The 17,661-nt window shown below is 48.0% G+C and carries 12 protein-coding genes; 5 read left to right on the plus strand and 7 right to left on the minus strand.

All coding sequences use genetic code 11. From position 1 onward, the window contains the following. Positions 1-7: 7 nt before the first annotated feature. Positions 8-1,276 carry an exonuclease subunit SbcD gene (gene sbcD / locus RCH83_RS13720; RefSeq protein WP_306523044.1) on the plus strand — a complete coding sequence of 423 codons (1,269 nt, stop codon included), beginning with the start codon at positions 8-10 and terminating at the stop codon, positions 1,274-1,276. Continuing rightward, positions 1,276-4,803 (plus strand): AAA family ATPase, encoded by a 3,528-nt coding sequence (locus RCH83_RS13725; protein ID WP_306523046.1) that lies wholly within the window; start codon positions 1,276-1,278, stop codon positions 4,801-4,803. Before sbcD ends, RCH83_RS13725 begins: the two co-directional genes overlap by 1 nt. A 56-nt stretch (positions 4,804-4,859) precedes the next feature. Here RCH83_RS13725 and RCH83_RS13730 read toward each other — a convergent pair whose 3' ends face one another. The 3 genes from RCH83_RS13730 to RCH83_RS13740 all read right to left on the minus strand — a co-directional run bounded on the left by RCH83_RS13730 (position 4,860) and on the right by RCH83_RS13740 (position 10,575). Then, positions 4,860-8,816: a PAS domain S-box protein gene (locus tag RCH83_RS13730; protein WP_306523048.1), complete on the minus strand. Its 3,957-nt coding sequence runs from the start codon at positions 8,814-8,816 to the stop codon at positions 4,860-4,862. A gap of 191 nt (positions 8,817-9,007) precedes the next feature. Next, entirely contained in the window at positions 9,008-9,751 is a 744-nt protein-coding gene (locus RCH83_RS13735) for a YdiY family protein (RefSeq protein ID WP_306523050.1), read from the minus strand. Further along, complete coding sequence (locus tag RCH83_RS13740; RefSeq protein WP_306523052.1) at positions 9,748-10,575, minus strand: mechanosensitive ion channel family protein; 828 nt, start codon at positions 10,573-10,575, stop codon at positions 9,748-9,750. The genes RCH83_RS13735 and RCH83_RS13740 overlap by 4 nt, the downstream gene beginning before the upstream one ends. 160 nt (positions 10,576-10,735) lie before the next feature. On the opposite strand from RCH83_RS13740, the gene RCH83_RS13745 reads away from it, so the two are divergent. Further along, the gene (locus tag RCH83_RS13745) at positions 10,736-11,284 is read left to right on the plus strand and encodes a DUF1285 domain-containing protein (protein ID WP_306523054.1); all 549 of its coding nucleotides are present in this window, start codon (positions 10,736-10,738) and stop codon (positions 11,282-11,284) included. Positions 11,285-11,289: 5 nt separating this feature from the next. Here RCH83_RS13745 and hemN read toward each other — a convergent pair whose 3' ends face one another. Further along, positions 11,290-12,648, minus strand: a complete 1,359-nt coding sequence (gene hemN / locus RCH83_RS13750) for an oxygen-independent coproporphyrinogen III oxidase (RefSeq protein ID WP_306523056.1) — start codon at positions 12,646-12,648, stop codon at positions 11,290-11,292. A gap of 134 nt (positions 12,649-12,782) precedes the next feature. On the opposite strand from hemN, the gene RCH83_RS13755 reads away from it, so the two are divergent. Beyond that, a complete protein-coding gene (locus tag RCH83_RS13755) occupies positions 12,783-14,063 on the plus strand; it encodes an amidohydrolase family protein (RefSeq protein WP_306523058.1) in 1,281 nt (426 codons plus the stop codon). A gap of 174 nt (positions 14,064-14,237) precedes the next feature. Here the strand turns inward: RCH83_RS13755 and RCH83_RS13760 are convergent, their stop codons facing one another. The 3 genes from RCH83_RS13760 to RCH83_RS13770 form a co-directional block, all read right to left on the minus strand. Further along, positions 14,238-14,702 (minus strand): DUF2489 domain-containing protein, encoded by a 465-nt coding sequence (locus tag RCH83_RS13760; protein ID WP_306523060.1) that lies wholly within the window; start codon positions 14,700-14,702, stop codon positions 14,238-14,240. Between the two features lie 15 nt (positions 14,703-14,717). Next, entirely contained in the window at positions 14,718-15,272 is a 555-nt protein-coding gene (yihI, locus tag RCH83_RS13765; protein WP_306523062.1) for a Der GTPase-activating protein YihI, read from the minus strand. 734 nt (positions 15,273-16,006) lie between these two features. After that, positions 16,007-16,648 (minus strand): cytochrome c, encoded by a 642-nt coding sequence (locus RCH83_RS13770; RefSeq protein ID WP_306523064.1) that lies wholly within the window; start codon positions 16,646-16,648, stop codon positions 16,007-16,009. A gap of 181 nt (positions 16,649-16,829) precedes the next feature. Here RCH83_RS13770 and yihA point away from each other — a divergent pair, with 181 nt between their 5' ends. After that, the gene (gene yihA / locus RCH83_RS13775) at positions 16,830-17,462 is read left to right on the plus strand and encodes a ribosome biogenesis GTP-binding protein YihA/YsxC (protein WP_306523066.1); all 633 of its coding nucleotides are present in this window, start codon (positions 16,830-16,832) and stop codon (positions 17,460-17,462) included. Positions 17,463-17,661 lie beyond the last annotated feature (199 nt).

Raw genomic sequence — 17,661 nt, forward strand, 5'->3', positions numbered from 1 at the left:
GTTTTTTATGCGGATCCTGCATAGTTCCGACTGGCATCTTGGCCAGTTTTTTATTGGCAAAAGCCGTCTGGCCGAACATCAGGCCTTTTTCCGCTGGTTAAAACAACAAATTGTGCAGCTGGACGTGGATGTATTGCTGGTGGCCGGTGATATTTTTGACAGCGCCACGCCGCCCAGTTATGCCCGCGAGCTTTACCATCAGCTGATTGTCGATTTACAGCCAACAGGCGTACAGCTGGTGCTGTTGGGCGGGAATCACGATTCAGTGGCGGTGTTGCAGGAAAGCGCCACTTTACTGAAATGCCTGCACACCTTTGTGATACCTGGTTATCAGACCGATATTCAACAACATCTTATTCCGCTGAAACGCAAAAATGGCGACATTGGCGCCGTGCTTGCTGCAGTGCCTTTTTTACGGCCACGTGATTTATCACAAAGAGAGGATGGCAAAAGCCAGTCCGGCCAAAGTGCGGCTGATAAAAGCAGCCAGCTGCAACAACAAATTGGCAGTTTTTATCAGGAGTTGTATCAGGCGGCAGCTGAACTTGCCGTCGCGCTTGGCAATAAAGAGTTGCCGCTGCTTGCCACCGGCCATCTGACAACAGTTGGCGCCAGCAGCACTGAGTCGGTTCGGGAAATTTATATCGGCACGCTGGAGGCTTTACCAGCCAGCGCTTTGCCACCTTTTGCTTATATTGCTTTAGGTCATATTCATCAGGCACAAAAAGTCGCGGGTTCAGACTTTATCCGTTATTGCGGCTCGCCAATCCCATTAAGTTTTGATGAAGCCAGCCAGCAAAAACAACTGCTGCTGGTGGAATTTCATCAAGGCCAAAACGAGCCTCTTGTTAGCAGCATCGCAGCGCCTTGTTTTCAGCCGCTGCTCAGTCTGAAATCTGACTTCGCTTCGTTAAGCAGCAAACTCAGTCCGGCTTTGGCGCAGTTAGCCGCAGGACAAAAATTATGGCTGGAGCTGGTGCTGACAGGGGAAGACGCTTTGTTGTCGGATATTCAGCTGCAATTACAACAACAGCTGGCCGATTTGCCGGTAGAGCTTCTGAAACTGCGCCGGGAAAAACGCAGCAGCAATAATGTGCTGTTACAGGCCGAACCTTCGTTGCTGGAACTGACGCCCGCTGATGTATTTAGTGCCCGTTTGACTGCTGAAACGCTCAGCGACGAGCTGACTGCGCGGTTAAGCCAGCTGCATCAGCTTGCGTTGGAGCAATTACAACAGCCGGCAGAAACCGCCACAAACACCACAGAGGCGCCTTAATGAAAATTCTGTCGCTGCGGCTACTCAACCTCAATTCACTGCGTGGTGAATGGAAAATTGATTTTCGCGATCCGGCTTTTGCCAGCTCGAATTTATTTGCCATTACCGGGCCAACAGGGGCAGGTAAAAGCACGTTGCTGGACGCTATTTGTCTGGCGCTTTATCACCAGACGCCCAGGCTGAAGTCGCTGAGCCCAAACAGCAATGAGCTGATGAGCCGCCACAGTGCCGAATGTCTGGCTGAAGTGGAGTTTTCGGTGCGTGGCCAGAGTTACCGCGCCTTCTGGAGCCAACGTCGCTCCCGTGGTGCTGTGGATGGCAATTTACAGGCCGCCAAAGTAGAACTGGCCACGCTGGATGGCCAGATTTTAACCGACAAAAGTTCGGAAAAACTCAAACTGACAGAACAGCTGACCGGGCTGGATTTTGATCGTTTTACCCGTTCTATGTTGTTGTCTCAAGGCAACTTTGCCGCTTTTTTAAATGCCAGCGCCAATGAGAGGGCTGAGCTGTTGGAAGAGCTGACCGGCACCGAAATTTATGGCCAGTTGTCGATGCAGGTGTTTCAGAGTTGCCGTGAGCTGGAAACCGAACAAAAGTTAACTCAGGCCCAATTACAAGGTATGCAGCTGCTGAGCGCTGACGAGTTGTTGGCACTGCAAGCTGCAGAGCAACAACTAAACCAGACTCAGGCAGACTTGCAACAACAGCAACAGGCGTTGTTGCCAAAATTAAACTGGTGGCAACAGCAACAAAGCGCATTGGCGCAGCAGCAACAGGCCAGCCAAAAACTACAACAAGCTCAGACTGAGATGGATCAAGCCAAAGTTGGGTTGGCCAAACTGGAAACTTACCCCGAACTTGCCAGGTTACAGCCGCTATATCAGGCGCTGCTGAATGCAAGAAATCAACAACAGCAGGCTGAAGTGGCGCTGACGCAGTGGCAGCAACAATATCAGCCGCTGGCTGACGGCCAACAACAAAACACAAAGCTGATTGGCCAATACAGCAAAGCGCGCTTGCTGGTGCTTTCGCAAAGTCAGCAACAAACAGAACAACATATACAGCAACTGCAACAACAGCTGGGTGGCAGAGCAACAGCTGCCTTTTTGGCTGAATTGCTGGCGGCTTTTAAACCGGCCTGGTTGCAGGCAGAGCAGCGCCAGCAACAGCTGGTGCTGTTGCAGCAGCAAGCGCTGAAGTTAAACCAGGATTTACAGCAGTTGTCGTTGGCTGGTCAGCAGAAAAAGCAGCAGGAACAGACCTTTGCCACAGCGCTCAGCAGCGCAGAGCAGAAGCTGCAACAACTGCAGTCGGCGCAGCAACAGCTGGATATTGGTGTTTTACAACAACAGCAACAACAGCTGCAGAGCCAACAATTTATGCTGGCAGAATGCATGCAGCAGCTGGCTCAGCTCGGTCAGTTACAAACAAAACAGCAGCAGTTACAACAACAAGGCCAGCAACAAAGTTTACTGGAGCAACAGCTGGCACAGCAGGTGTTACAACTGCGTCAGGCTTATAAACAACAAGAAGCTGTGGTGAAAGACAAAGAGCTCATTTTTCAGCAACAACTGAAAATTACCGAATTGTCGGCGCTTCGTAGTCAGTTGCAGCCAGGTGAAGCTTGCCCGCTTTGTGGCAGTGCCGAGCATCCAGCTATTGTGGCTTATCAGCAGTTAACACCGGGCGCGGCCGAGCAAGCCTTGCTCGCTGCCAAACAGTTATTGGAGCAATATTTACAACAAGGCACAGCGGCGCAGCAGCAACATACCAAATTACAAACCGAGCTGGCGGGTGCTTTGCAGCAACAACAAGAGCTAGAGCAACAACAGGACAAAATTCAGCAACAATTACAGGCTGCATTATTGCCGTCTGAGCTAAAAGCACTACTGCTGCAAACGGCGGCCAGCCAAAACCCGGCTGAACTGGAAGCGCGGCAACAGCAGCTTGGCAATGAGTTACAACAAATTCAGCGGCAGCTGTTGGCTTATCAGCATAACCAGCAGCAGTTATTGCAGGCGCAACAGCAGCTGCAACAAGCCGCCCATGATGTGCAGCAGCTGGCTCAGCAGCTGGCGCTGGACCGGCAGCTGTATCAACAACTGCAAAAAGAACTTAAACATAACGACGAAACGCAGCAGCAACTGCAACAGCAGCTGCAGGCGCAGTTATTGGCACTTGGCAACGAATTGCAGCAGTTGGGTGATGCGGTCATCACTGCAGATAACAGCGTTTTGTGGCTGGCACAATTGCAGGAAAGGCAGTTGTATTGGCAACAGCAGCTGCAACTGTGGCAACAGCAAGAGCAGCACTTACAGCAACTACAACAACAATTGTTGCAGTTAAGCCCTTTGTTAACTCAGGCGCAGGCTGATTTTAGCCACTGGCAAAATGTTATTGCCGCCAGTCTCAGCCTAAGCAATTTGATTGACACTGGCGACACCCAACAGCCGCGGCTGTTTTCAGGTCAGCAGCCAGAACCCGAGGCTGTGCCTTTTAGTGATAAAACGGCAGACGAACTGCAGCTGTTACTGCAACAACACAGCAGCTTGTGGCAACAGCAACAACAACAGCTGGCACAGCTGGAAGGTCAGCAACAGAGTTTGTTGATGCAACAACAGCAACAGACAGCACAGCTTGCTGCTTTGCAACAACAATGGCAACAAGCGCTGGCGGCCAGCCCTTTTGCCACTGAAATTGCTTTTATTACTGCACAGCTGAGCGATGCGCAGCTGTTGTTGTTACAACAACAAAAACAACAATTACAAGACGCACAAACCTCAGCCCAGGCCTTGTTGCAGCAGGCCACTGAGTTGCTGGCACAGTTAGCTGCCGCTAAACCTGAAGTGTTGCCAGAGCTCGCTGAGCTGGAATTGCAACAACAACAGTTGCAGCAACAGCAGCAACAACTGAGTGAGCAGTTGGGTGAAATCCGCCAACAACAAAAACAACAACAACAGCTGGAGCAACAGCAGCAGGCTTTATATCAGCAGCTGCAACAACAACAAGCCATTTATCAGGACTGGCAAAAACTGAACAGCCTGATTGGCTCGGCGGACGGCGCCAAATACCGCCGTTTTGCTCAAGGCCTGACATTGCAGCAGCTGATTGTATTGGCCAATCGCCAGCTGGATAAATTACACAGCCGTTATCAGCTGTGCCGCAAAGCCGACAGCGAGCTGGAATTGCAGGTGCAGGACAGCTGGCAAGCCGATGTGGTGCGTGACACTAAAACTTTGTCCGGTGGTGAAAGTTTTCTGGTGAGTCTGGCCTTGGCTTTGGCTTTGTCAGATTTGGTCAGCCATAAAACCCGTATTGAATCGTTATTTCTGGATGAAGGTTTTGGCACTTTAGACCCAGACACACTGGAAACTGCGTTGGCGGCGCTGGATAGCCTGCAAAGCAGCGGCAAAATGATAGGTGTGATCAGCCATGTTGAAGCGTTAAAAGAACGTATTCCGGTGCAGATTAAAGTGCAAAAACAAGCAGGTTCCGGCTGGAGCACCCTGGTATTGCCGGTTTAACAGACCGGCCTTAACAGGCTGAGGTTTAATGGGGTTATTGGTATGTTGCCGGCAGTTTAGCTGCTGACGTAGTTGTTGCTGTTGTTGCTCTGGGGCATTTGTTGGCGCAGCAGCAATTCAAATTTTTCTGCACTGATCGGCGGGCTGCACAGGTAACCCTGATAATGGTCACAGTGCTGCTGGCGTAAAAATTCCAACTGAGTTGTGGTTTCCACACCTTCGGCCAGTACTTTAAAACCCAGAGTATGGGCAATACCAATAATGGCGGTTGCTATAGCCATATCGTCTTTGCTGGCCGGAATATCATCAATAAACTTCTTGTCGATTTTTAATACATCCAGCGGAAAACGTTTTAAATAAGCCAATGACGAATAGCCGGTACCAAAATCGTCAATGGCCAGCCGGATCCCCAGGCCACGCAGCTGATTGAGTGTATCTATCACTGCTTCTTCGTTTTCCATCAAAGCACTTTCGGTGAGTTCCAGCTCCAGCGCGTCGGCCGGAAAACCCGTGCTGTTCAGGGTTTCTCGCACCAGCGCTTTCATATCAAAACGTTTAAACTGACTGGGTGACACATTCACTGCCAGCGTCAGATTGTTCAGCCCTTGTTGGCGCCAACTTTGGCCCTGAGCGCAACTTTGTTTTAACACAAAACTGCCAATTTCGTTGATTAAACCACAACTTTCTGCCACCGGAATAAAACGGGATGGTGGGATCATGCCTTGTTGCGGGTCAAACCAACGTACCAAAGCTTCAGCACCAATAATGTGCCCGGTGCGGATGTCCAGCTGCGGCTGGTAATACACCTGCAGATGGCCAAGCCGGATGGCTTTGCGTAGATTTGCTTCCATCGTTAGTCTGTCCCGTGCCGCCTGGGTAAATTCATCGGCATAAAAAGTAAAGGTGCTGCGCCCTGCTGCTTTGGCTTTATACAAAGCTGAGTCGGCGCCTTGTATCAGGGCAGCTGTATTGTCTGCATGTGCCGGAAACAAACAAATGCCAATGCTGGTGCCCAGTGTCACTTCAAACTGACCATCCAGCAGCCAGGGCTGATTCATCGTTTGAATAATTTGTTCTGCCATCCAGGCTGCCTCTTCCGGCGCTGTCAGTTGTGGCAATAACAGGGCAAATTCATCGCCACCAAGCCGGGCCAATAAATCGGCGGGCCGGCAATGTTGTTTTAACCTGCGGGCCACCTGTAGCAGCAATTCGTCGCCAAGACGGTGGCCATAACTGTCGTTGACGTGTTTAAAGTGGTCCAAATCCAGAACCAACACGGCGCAACTTTGTTGTTCAGCTCTGGCTGTTTTTATATGTTGTTCCAGCAGTTGCAGGAATAAATGCCGGTTGGGTAAATGAGTGAGTTCATCGTGATCGGCTAAAAAGGCCATTTCCGCTTCAGTGGCACGGATTTGTGACAGATCGGTGAATATGGCGGCATAATGGCTGATCTGCTGCTGCTCATCAAAGACTGCGCTGATACTGAGCTGCAACTGCAATAACTCACCATCTTTGCGTTTGTTCAGAATTTCCCCTTGCCAATAATTCTGCTGCTGCAGCATTTGCCACATTTGTTGATAAAACTCAGCCGGATGACGGCCGGAGCGGAAAATGTTGGGGGTCTGGCCTATCAGCTCTGCTTCGTTATAACCAAACAACAGCTGCAGCGCCGGATTGACCGAAATAATACGTTTGTGCGTGTCGGTGATCAAAATGCCTTCACGACTGCTGTTAAAAACAGCCGCTGACAACCTTAGTTTTTCATCTTGTTGTTTACGTTCAGTTAAATCTAAATCCATACAAAAAATCTGGGCGGCCTGGTCCCGCAATTTCACCACTGCATGGCCGGAATAAACCGGCACCAGACTGCCATTTTTGTGTTGTAACAACAATTCAGACGAAGGAATAGGTTCGCCCGTTGCTGCCATCTGTTGCATCGCCTGCCGCACATCATGGTGCATTGCAGGTGGAATAATTAACTGCAGCAGGTTTTGGCCAATGGCTTCATCTTTGTTGTAACCATAAATACGTTCGCTGGCTTTATTCCAATAAAAAGTAGTGCCATCCGCTTCATAACCCTGTACGGCAATTTCCGGCGTATTGTCCAATAAAGTACGAAACCGCAGTTCACTGTCCTGCCAATGTTGTTCTGCTTGTTTCTGCCGGCTGATATCTTCAATTTCCAGCAGAATGTGGCTTAACTTTGCTGTGCTATCGAGAATTCTGCGTAATGAATAAGCTTGCCAGTAGCTGCTGCCATCTGGTCTTTGCAATTGACACTGACCACGCACCAGCTGTTGCCCTGCTTTAATTTCGGCCATAGCTTCACGAATTTCATCTTGCAATTCAAGCGGGTACATTGTTGGTAATGCAGCGCCCAGCATTTTTGCATCAGGTACACCAGTTAAAGGTTCAAACTTCTGATTCAGGTAACTGACAATACCATCCGGGTCACAAATCACCACTGCAACAGGGCTTTGCTCCACTGCTTTTGATAACAGGTCCAGCATGGCTTTGGCATCACTGCGCTCAATTAAAAAGGCGGCCAGACTGACGGTAAACTGGATCAAATCCTGTTCTTCCGGGTTAGGTGCTCTTTGTTCGGCAACATAAATGGCAAAGGTGCCCAACAGCGTTTTCTGGCTGTTAAAAAAGGGTGTGGACCAACAGCCGCCTAACCAGTCATAAGGGGCTGTCAGTTCGCGGAATTGTTGCCACAACAGATCGTTTGCAACATCAGTGACTATCACTGGTTGCCCCGTGGCTGCTGCGGTACCACAACTGCCGTTGCCATAACGGATAGGCAGTCCATCGACCCTGGCATTATATTCAGCGGGCAGACTGGGTCCGGCTGCGACCCTTAAACATTGGTGTTGTAAGTCTGCCAGCAAAATGGAGCAGCGCAGGCCGGGCTGTTGTTGTTCTACAAAATTCACCAGTTCGGTCAGCAGTTGGGAAACCGGAACATTTTCCAGTAAACGATGTAATAAATGGCTTTGTGCATGTTGTTTCGACAGCTGCTTACGTTTTTCACGGATATTCTGAAAACACAACACCAGTACAGTACCATCGCCTGACGCCGGCACCGGAATGGCGCGGTAAGCACAAGGGATCACCTCACCGCTGGTACTGAGCAATAAATCCGCTTCGCCACTTTGGTTTTGTGGTTTTTCCAGCAAAGTGGTGATATCACGCCATACCGTCAAAGCAGCTTTGTGTTTGGCAATCACCGTCAACATTGGCATGCCAAGTAATGGTTCAGTGTGCTGATAACCCAGCTGTAACAGTGCCGCCTGATTCACAAAAGTAATGTCGGCGCTGCGGTTGATACCAATAATGGCATCGCCTGTGGCATCAAGCAGCAGCTGCACCTGCGCCATACTGGACTGTAATGCCAGCATCGCCTGTTTTTTGGCGTCTATGTCTTCAATGACAGCAACATAATAACTCTGTTCAGCTTTGGCAGCTCTGTGCATAGACACCGACAGGTTGGCCCAGAAATACACCCCATCAGAACGACGGTAACGTTTTTCCAGCTCGTAGTGTTCAATAGCGCCGCGGTTTAATGCCGACAGTTGGGTCAGGTCGTCCGCCAGATCATCCGGGTGGGTAATATCATGAAAACTACAACCGGCCAGTTCTTCAGGTTGGTACTGCAGCATGTCGGCAAATCGTTGATTAAGCAGTATAAAGTGGCCAGTTAATGACACATGAGCCATACCAACGGCCGACTGTGAAAAGGTAGTGTGAAAATGTTGACTGGCTAAATCGGCACGTTGGGCATGATAAAGGCGTTGCCACAACAGCCAGCCCAACAATGAGATACAGAGCAGGAATAACAACCAGCCGTTGACCAGATGCAGTTGTTGTGCCTGTTCAACAGCCATGGTACCGGACAATAACCATAGATCCAGATCCAACAGCCAGCCCAAAGCCAGCAGTATAAAAGCTGCTATTGCCAGTTGAGGATATAAATCGTGTTGTTGAGTCGGATCTGCGCTGTTATGCCACATCTTCCTGATGCCTGATTTCACAGCTACTGCTTTCACCGGCCTTTTGTTTTTTTTGTGAAAAAGGCGTGGTTGGCAACAGCAAGTGTTGAAACAAAATGGGTGTAATTTTGTTGTTAAGCGTAGTTCACAGCCTTGGAATGACCAATAAAATCAGCAAATCAGGAATGGCCTTAGCCATTCCTGTATCAGAATTAAAAAGCATAAACAAAAGTCAGAGAGGTCTGGGTATCGGTTTTTTTCTTACCCAGAGGCACATCACTGTCGTTTTGTACTAAAAATGCGGCTTTCATCTGCATTTTGCCAATCAGACTGGCGCTGATCGACGATTCTGCTGCTGTTCTGGTGTTCTCTTCACCATGTTCAACACTCAGGGTTTGTTTAAATGCAGCCGTGCCGGAAAAAGCCCAGTTAAAACTGGCGGCGGTACGTACCATCAAGCCATTTTCAGTACGTTCATCTGCGGTGCGGCCGGAAAAATAGCCCGGACCAATTTCAGCATCCAGCGTTTTGTTGTCGTCCTGATACAGGCGGTCACCATAACCTACGGACACCAGACTGTATTTTTGATAAGCACCAAAGCTGTCATCTGTGTAAGAGCCCAGAACGTACAACTTGGCAAAATCATCATCCAGTTTGTAGCCGCCTTTGGCTGACACAAAAAAACGTTCAGCCGATTTTTCAGTTTGTTTATTGCCATCGGCATCTGTTATTTCGTCTTCTTTAAAATAACCGCCCAGACTGTATTCATTGCTCCACTGGGTCAGTTCTTGTTTGCTGTCAATTTTGCCGGTGACTGAAGTACCTTTAGTATTGCCCGACGTCATAATGGCGCCTAGCTCGGCCTGGGTGGTCCAGACTTTTGCTGTTTCTTCAGCCCAGCTGATAGTGCTTGTCAGCAGCAAAGCTGCAACTGAGATTTTTGCTGTTATTGTCATTCCTTAACCTCTTTTTTCATTTGTAAACTCATATGCGGAAAGGGGATCTCAATACCTTGTTCATCAAAGGTCAGTTTGATTTTTTCTAACGCATCCCAGTACACAGGCCAATAATTTTCGGCCTGCACCCAGGGGCGTACCACCAGCTGCACTGCGGAATCAGCCAGCGCATTAACAGCCACCACAGGCGCCGGATCCTGCAGGATACGTTTGTCCGCGGCCAGAATATCAGTAAGAATTTGTTTGGCCAGACGCAGATCCGAGTCGTAACTGATACCAATCACCAAATCAATACGACGACGCGCTTCGGCCGAATAATTAATAATGGCGCCACCGGTAATTTGGGAGTTGGGCACAATAATTTTTTTGTTATCACCGGTTTTAAAAATGGTCTGGAAAATATCTATACGCTCTACCACTCCGCTGATCCCAGCCACATCCACCATATCACCGGCTTTAAAAGGCCGGAATATAATAATCAGCACACCCGAAGCAAAGTTTGACAAAGACCCCTGTAAAGCCAGCGCAACTGCTAAACCTGCGGCGCCTAAAATGGCAATAAATGAGGTGGTTTGAATACCCAGATGGGATAAGGCAATTAACGCCACGGCAATTAAAGCGCCGGCATACACAATACTGGATAAAAACGAAACTACGGCCCTGTCTACTTTACGCAGCAACAAAGCTTTACTGACCAATCGCGCTGCACCCAAAGCCAGCCAGCGGCCAATATAAAAAATTACAATTGCAATCAACAAATTAAAAGCAGAGGTCAGCAGAAACTCCTGGTTCTTGCTGAGGTAAGTGAGAATTTGGTCTAACAAATAAAAACTCCTTCTGGATAAAGCGAAAAGACAGAACACTGACAGCTATGCCATTGATCTAAACTCAAATATCATAACGTGAAATTGTATTTTTGCGTCTGCAGCAGTCTAAAGTTACCGCATGAACATCAGGTGAAGCAGTTAAATTAAGGAGTGTTGAGTGGACTTGGCCAGATTGCAACAACAGCTGAAAGCCGGCCGCCAGGCGCCGCTGGAACAATGGCATCCGCCCTTTTGTGGTGATATTCCTATTGAGATAACACGGGACGGCCAATGGATGTATCAACATAGCCCGATAGGCCGTACCGAACTGGTCCGGTTGTTTGCTTCGGTATTACAACGTAAAAACGGCGATTACCTGCTGACAACACCTGTAGAAGAAGTGCGGATCCAGGTGGTGGACGCCCCTTTTGTGATAGTCGACTGGTGCTGGCAGCAGGCTGATGGCCAGCAGCAGCTGCAACTGACTGACAATCTGGGTTATCAATATCTGGTGAGTACAGAATATCCGGTGTTGTTGCAGCCTGAACCCGGCTCCAGCTTGTTATTGCCTTATCTGCAATTACCCAGAGGGCTAAGTGCTAAGTTAGGCCGAGCGCCGTTTTACCAGCTGGCCGAACAGGCGCAGCCGGCAAAAATAGCGGGTCAAAACCATCTGGTGCTGCACAGCGGCAGTTATCAGTTCAGTCTGGGGCTGGCTGAGCTGTAAAGAGGTTAAATCACTTTTGAATAACGTTCAGTGCCAGACAGCAGATAAGCATCAAAACAGGCCGCTATCACCCGTACCCAGGGTCTGCCGCTATCGCTCACCTCCAGCACATCGCCTTGCCAGCGCACCAGTTGGTCTTTTTCACATTCAGCCAGTTGTTGCAGGCTATGCTGAAAATAAACCGGAAAATCCAGCTGCCATTTAGCAGCAAAAGCCATGGTGTCGAGGCGGAAATTGCACATCAGGCTGGCTATCAGGTCGGCGCGGATTAAGTCGTCCTCACTCAGACTCATGCCTTTATCAATGCTGTTGCCCTTGTCATCAAGGTCGCGGTAATACTGATTTAAATCTTTTTGTTGTTGCCAGATTTCGCGGCCAACCTGGCTGATGGCTGACACACCCAAACCAAGCAAAGCGTCGGCGTTGTCTGTGGTGTATCCCTGAAAATTACGTTGTAACACCCCTTGTTGCTGCGCTATGGCCAGACTGTCATCAGCCTTGGCAAAATGGTCCATACCTATGGCCAGATAACCGGCCTGTTGTAGTTTTTCGACTGACAGCGCCAGCAACGCCAGTTTTTCGCGGCCATCCGGCAAAGCTTCGGACGGAATTTTACGTTGTGATGCAAAACGGTCAGGTAAATGGGCGTAACTAAACAGCGAAATACGCTCCGGATTGAGGGTCACTACCTGTGCAAGGGTGCTGGCAAAAGTTTCAGCTTGCTGAAATGGCAGGCCGTACACTAAATCCAGATTAATAGAGTTGTAACCGAGAATTTTGGCCCCCAATACCAGCTCCTGTACCAGTGCAAAACTCTGTTCACGGTTGATCGCCTGTTGCACTTTGGCATCAAAATCCTGCACGCCAAAACTGACTCTGCTAAAACCAAGTTCACGTAAAAGTGCCAGTTTTTTTAAATCACAGCTGCGCGGGTCAATTTCAATACTAAGCACAGCGTCGGTGCTGAAGTGAAAATGCTGACGCAAGCTCTGCATCATCAGGCGCAGTTGCGCTTCATTAAGAAAAGTGGGGGTGCCGCCGCCAAGATGCAGTTGTGTGACCTGCTGGTGGGCAGTGGCTTGTTGATAAAACGCCATTTCTTGTTGTAAATAACGCAGATAACGGTCGGCTTTGCTTTGATCACGGCTGATCACCTTATTACAACCACAGTAATAACAAAGTTGCCGGCAAAAAGGCAGATGCAGATACAGACTTAAATTGGGGCCGCTATGACGCAGCGCCTGCAGCGCTTTTGTGCTGCTATAACCACTTCGCAGCAACAGTGCTGTTGGGTAAGAGGTGTACCTTGGCCCTTTCACATTATATTTTTGTACCAGAGCTTCATCCCAAATCATCGTGTTCATATCGCATTCGCTTCTGTGGTGCTGGCGACATCATAGCTGCTGTGATTTAGTAGGCTTTGATCCAACACAACATAAACACAGATTGCTAAAACAATAAGTCAGCACAGGATGCTGATCACTATCCGGGAACATTGATGAAAACAACATACAGTCTTATTTGCAGTGTTTTGTTGATGCCAGCTATGGCATCAGCTGCCACTTTAATTCATGCAGGTGCCGTTATTACAGCCGAAGGTTCAGAAGTTTTAAAAAACCAAACGCTGGTGGTGGAGGGTGACAAAATCAGTGGTATTGAAGCGGGTTTTCGCACTCCGGCCTCTGGTGATGTATTGATTGATCTGAAAAATCACTTTGTGATGCCTGGCCTGATGGATATGCATACCCACTTTTCTTATCAGAGCAGTCCGACAGCCTACAGCGAAGGCTTTACCATGAATGAAGCTGATGTTGCGCTGCGCGGAGCAACTTATGCGGAAAAAACCTTGTTGGCCGGTTTTACCACAGTGCGGGAGCTGGGCGACAGCCACCATATCAGTACTGCGCTGCGTAAAGCCATTGATGCAGGCTTTACTCAAGGCCCACGTATTTTTACTGCCGGTAAATCTATTGCCACTACAGGCGGTCATGCTGACCCAACCAATGGTGTGTCATATCAGCGTATGGGCGACCCAACGCCGGCTGATGGGGTCATTAATGGTGTGGATGATGCCCGTAAGGCAGTGCGGCAGCGTTATAAAGAAGGCGCTGATTTAATTAAAATTACCGCAACTGGTGGTGTGCTCAGTGTGGCCAAAAGTGGCATGAATGCACAGTTTAAAGATGATGAGCTCAAAGCTATTGTCGATACCGCCAAAGATTACGGTTTTACTGTGGCTGTGCACGCGCATGGCAAAGAAGGGATGGAACGCGCCATCAAAGCCGGTGTGACTTCTATTGAACACGGTACCTTTATGGACGACAACACCATGAAGTTGATGAAACAACATGGTACTTATTTTGTGCCAACCATCAGCGCCGGTAAATATGTGGCGGAAAAAGCCAAAGTGCCGGGGTTTTTTCCGGAGATGGTGCGTTTAAAAGCTGCCGCTATAGGACCGCTGATCCAACAGACATTTGCCCGGGCTTATAAAGCCGGCGTCAAAATTGCCTTTGGCACTGATGCTGGTGTTGGCATGCATGGTGATAACTGGCAGGAATTTGTCTTTATGACTGAAGCCGGTATGCCTGCTATGGCTGCTATTCAAAGTGCCACTATTGAAGGCGCCCGTTTATTGGGGGTGGAGCAGACTTTGGGCAGTCTTAAAGTGGGCAAAATTGCCGATATTATTGCCGTGCCGGGTGACCCGCTGACGGATATCAAGCTGATGGGCAAAGTGAATTTTGTGATGAAAGCAGGTGTAGTGTACAAACAATAGAGGTTGCTGAGGCAGATACCGGCTGCTTGGTTGTTGAGCAGCGGGTTCACCTAAAGAGCACTGACAAATAATAAAGCCGGCATTCAGCCGGCTTTATTATTTGTGTTGGTTGACCGGTTTGATGTCTGCGATCACGCCATTAGTGGCGACAGTTGGCAAAAATGAACCTGCCTGTTAATGCCGCTGCTGGAGCATTTCCAGCAAGCCTTTGATATCTTTTTCTATGGCCACTTTGAGCTCAATTTCTTTTTGCTGACGCAGATGATCCTGCCGGCGTAATTCCTTTTTTTCCAGTGCCTTGCGGGCATCATGGGTCGGCATATCTTTAATCAGATCATACATTTCAAACAAAGCCGGCCACCTGCAGGCTTGTGCCAGTTCGGGTTGCATGTTTTCCAGCAACACCCAGATGCGCAGAGCTGCTTCTGATGGCTCACATTGTTGTTCCAATGTGGCTTTGCCAATCAACACAATACTGTCGAGCAAATATTGTTGCCGTTCCGCCTGCTTTTGCTGATGAGCTTCCAGCGCTTGTTGTTGTTTTTGTTGTTGTGCTTTTAACTGAAACAGCAGTTTGCCCAGATAAAAGGCCAGACCAGCGATAATCAACAAACCGACAACTAACAACGTCATCCACATCACATTCACCTGTTGTTATTCTCCGAGCAGGTCTTTACGCCAGTCGGTCTGTTCCAGTTTACTCAGTGGATCTAAATCGTCTTCTTCTACTTCTTCTTCGTCCAGATCTAAACCTAACAAAGTTAACAACTCGGCATGACGGGCTGTTTTGGCATTAAAGTACTTGGCGTCTTTCCCTGTCAGGATCTCACCTTGTTCAGTGCGCTCCAGCAAGGTAGCCAGATGCTCGTCCTGTTCAATCTGCGTCAGTTCAACTTCAGGAGCGATTTCGACCGGTTTAGCTTTCGCCAGTGTGGCTTTTGGCTGAGTGGCAGGCGCAACCAGTTTTTGCTCGGCTACAGTCACAACCAATGGAATTGGTTTTTTACTGCCAATACGTGGGTCTTTGTTTTTGTTACCGCTCGATTCAGTTTTATCTGCCTGCACTGCGGCATTACGGCTGCCGGATTTTAAACCTGCACCTTTTTTCTTGGTTTCTACAGGACGGTCACGTTCCTGGCGGGCTTCAGCAGCCGGTTTATGCCTAAGACCAATCTGGCCTGAAGTCCGTGATTTTTTTTTGCGAGTCATAATGTCTACCTGTAGAAAAGGGCGCGTATTTTAACCAGTTTTTGCAGCAGCTGCCTAAGTATTTTACTGTGGTGTTGGTTTAAATGGTGATTTGGGTGATGCGGCAACTGTTTCTCGCCGATGAAAGCAGCGCAATTAACAAGTGCAGCTTATTAGTTTAACAAGACAAAAAAACAAAACGGCAGTAAGGATTGCCTACTGCCGTTCAAGCGTTGCACTCAAAGGTGCTGAATTTTTTCATATCGTCCTGACTTACGTGAGACACCCTGTCTGGACAGTTTCCCTATATTGTTAGGTCATTTCCCTATTTAAATAATTATTCGCGATCGTCCTAATACTTTTTTAATCTTCCATGGATCGCGTTAAAAACGCTGCATCAGTAATGATGCTTTTTTAATGTAGCTAGCACTATTGCTGTCCGTGCACATTGTCCGTTTTGTTGAGTTGTTACAATCTGTAACGGGGTTTAATTTACTCTGATTCAGCGGAATGGCAATACTGTGATCAAAAAAAAATCATAAAAAAAGTGAACTAATTTCAACAGTCAAATTAAATCAGATAGTTAGCATAATTAATCAGACGAGTTTGCGATATTCGGAAGTTATTTTAAGCTTTTATCGCACGAGCTGTGTGAGATATATCTCACATTAGCGTTAGGTAAATCATGAACTGGCGACCTATCAGACAATAAAAAAGCCGGTGACTGACACCGGCTTTTTTAGACTAGCTGCAAATTAATGCAAACCACCGAGGTATTTAGACATGATTTCGATGTCTTCATCAGTTAATTTTTTCGCAACGTCACGCATCATACCATTCATATCGTTGGCTCGGGTGCCGGCACGGAAGGCTTCAAGCTGTGTTTTAATATAAGCTGCGTGCTGGAATGAAATTTTCGGGAAATTTGCCAGGCTGTGACCAACACCACGTGGACCATGACAAGCTATACAAGCTGCGATACCTCGGTTCATGTCACCGGCACGGAATAATTTCTGACCTGCTTCCACCACATCTTCCGGAGTTGTGCCTGATTTCATCGTTTGGCTGGCGTAAAATGCTGCCAGATCCAACATATCTTGATCAGACAAGGCTGCAACCATACCACCCATGACAGCATTGCTACGGCCTTCTTTACCACCGCTGGTCATGCCAAGCTTAAATTCTTTTAATTGTTTATAAATATAACCGGCATGTTGACCCGCAATTTTTGGATACATGTCGGTAGGGCTGTTACCATCGGGACCATGGCAAGCTGCACAGGTAGCAGCTTTAGCTTTACCTGCTTCTGCATTACCTACTGGTGTAGTTGTTTCAGCGGCAACAGCCTGACCGGCCAACCCTAAAAAAAGCATGACTGGAAGTGCGAATTTTTTCATGTTTATCCGTCTCTGTTCAGCGTGAACCTGCTTAAAAAGCAGGAAGAAAAAATAATAACCCTAATAATTATGTCTATTTTACACGAATCTAAGCCAGATAAAATCCCATTCATGCGGCTAATGCTTCTTCAGATCAATCAGATCCGCTACACTATAGCCAAATTTGATGTCGGAGTAAGTTGTGTACAAAGCAAAATTTAATTATCAGCAGACCAGTTTTTTAACCAGCGCCCCGGATATTACTGCCCTGCCGCCAGATACCGGCATTGAAGTTGCCTTTGCTGGCCGGTCAAATGCAGGTAAGTCCAGTGCTTTGAATACACTGACCAGACAAAATGGGTTAGCCCGTACCAGTAAAACACCGGGTCGTACTCAGTTGATCAACACTTTCCGTCTGGCTGATGAAAAACGGCTGATCGATTTACCTGGTTATGGTTTTGCCAAAGTGCCGTTAGCGGTCAAAGAAAAATGGCAAAAGTCGCTTGGTGAATATTTAATGAAACGCCAGAGCCTGAAAGGTCTGGTGGTATTGATGGATATCCGCCATCCGTTAAAAGATTTGGATCAACAGTTGATTCATTGGGCGGTAGAAAGTCAGTTATCAGTGTTATTACTGCTGACAAAAGCTGACAAATTAAGCCCTGGTCCCCGTAAAAAAACTTTATTGGAAGTCCGTGAAGCTTCATTAGCTTTTATGGGCGATATCACAGTGCATACCTTCAGTTCGCTGAGTAAACAAGGTTTAACTGAGTTAGAGCAGGTGCTGGATGAGTGGTACAGTCGTGACAGCGATGCGTTACAAGGTGCTGAATAATTTGAGTAACAGATTTGGCGATGGCCTTGGTGTTATCGCCGCTCTGCACTACAAGACTTAAAACTCTGTCACTTTGTTGTATTTTCAGATTTCATTTTTTCTTCCCTAAAAAAGAAAAACCGGCGTCTCAGAGAGAGGCCGGTATAGCAAACGGGGAGAAGCTATCAATAATAATTTCAAATCAACAGGGTGTCTTCAC

This window comes from Rheinheimera sp. (assembly GCF_030824435.1).
GTDB lineage: Bacteria > Pseudomonadota > Gammaproteobacteria > Enterobacterales > Alteromonadaceae > Pararheinheimera.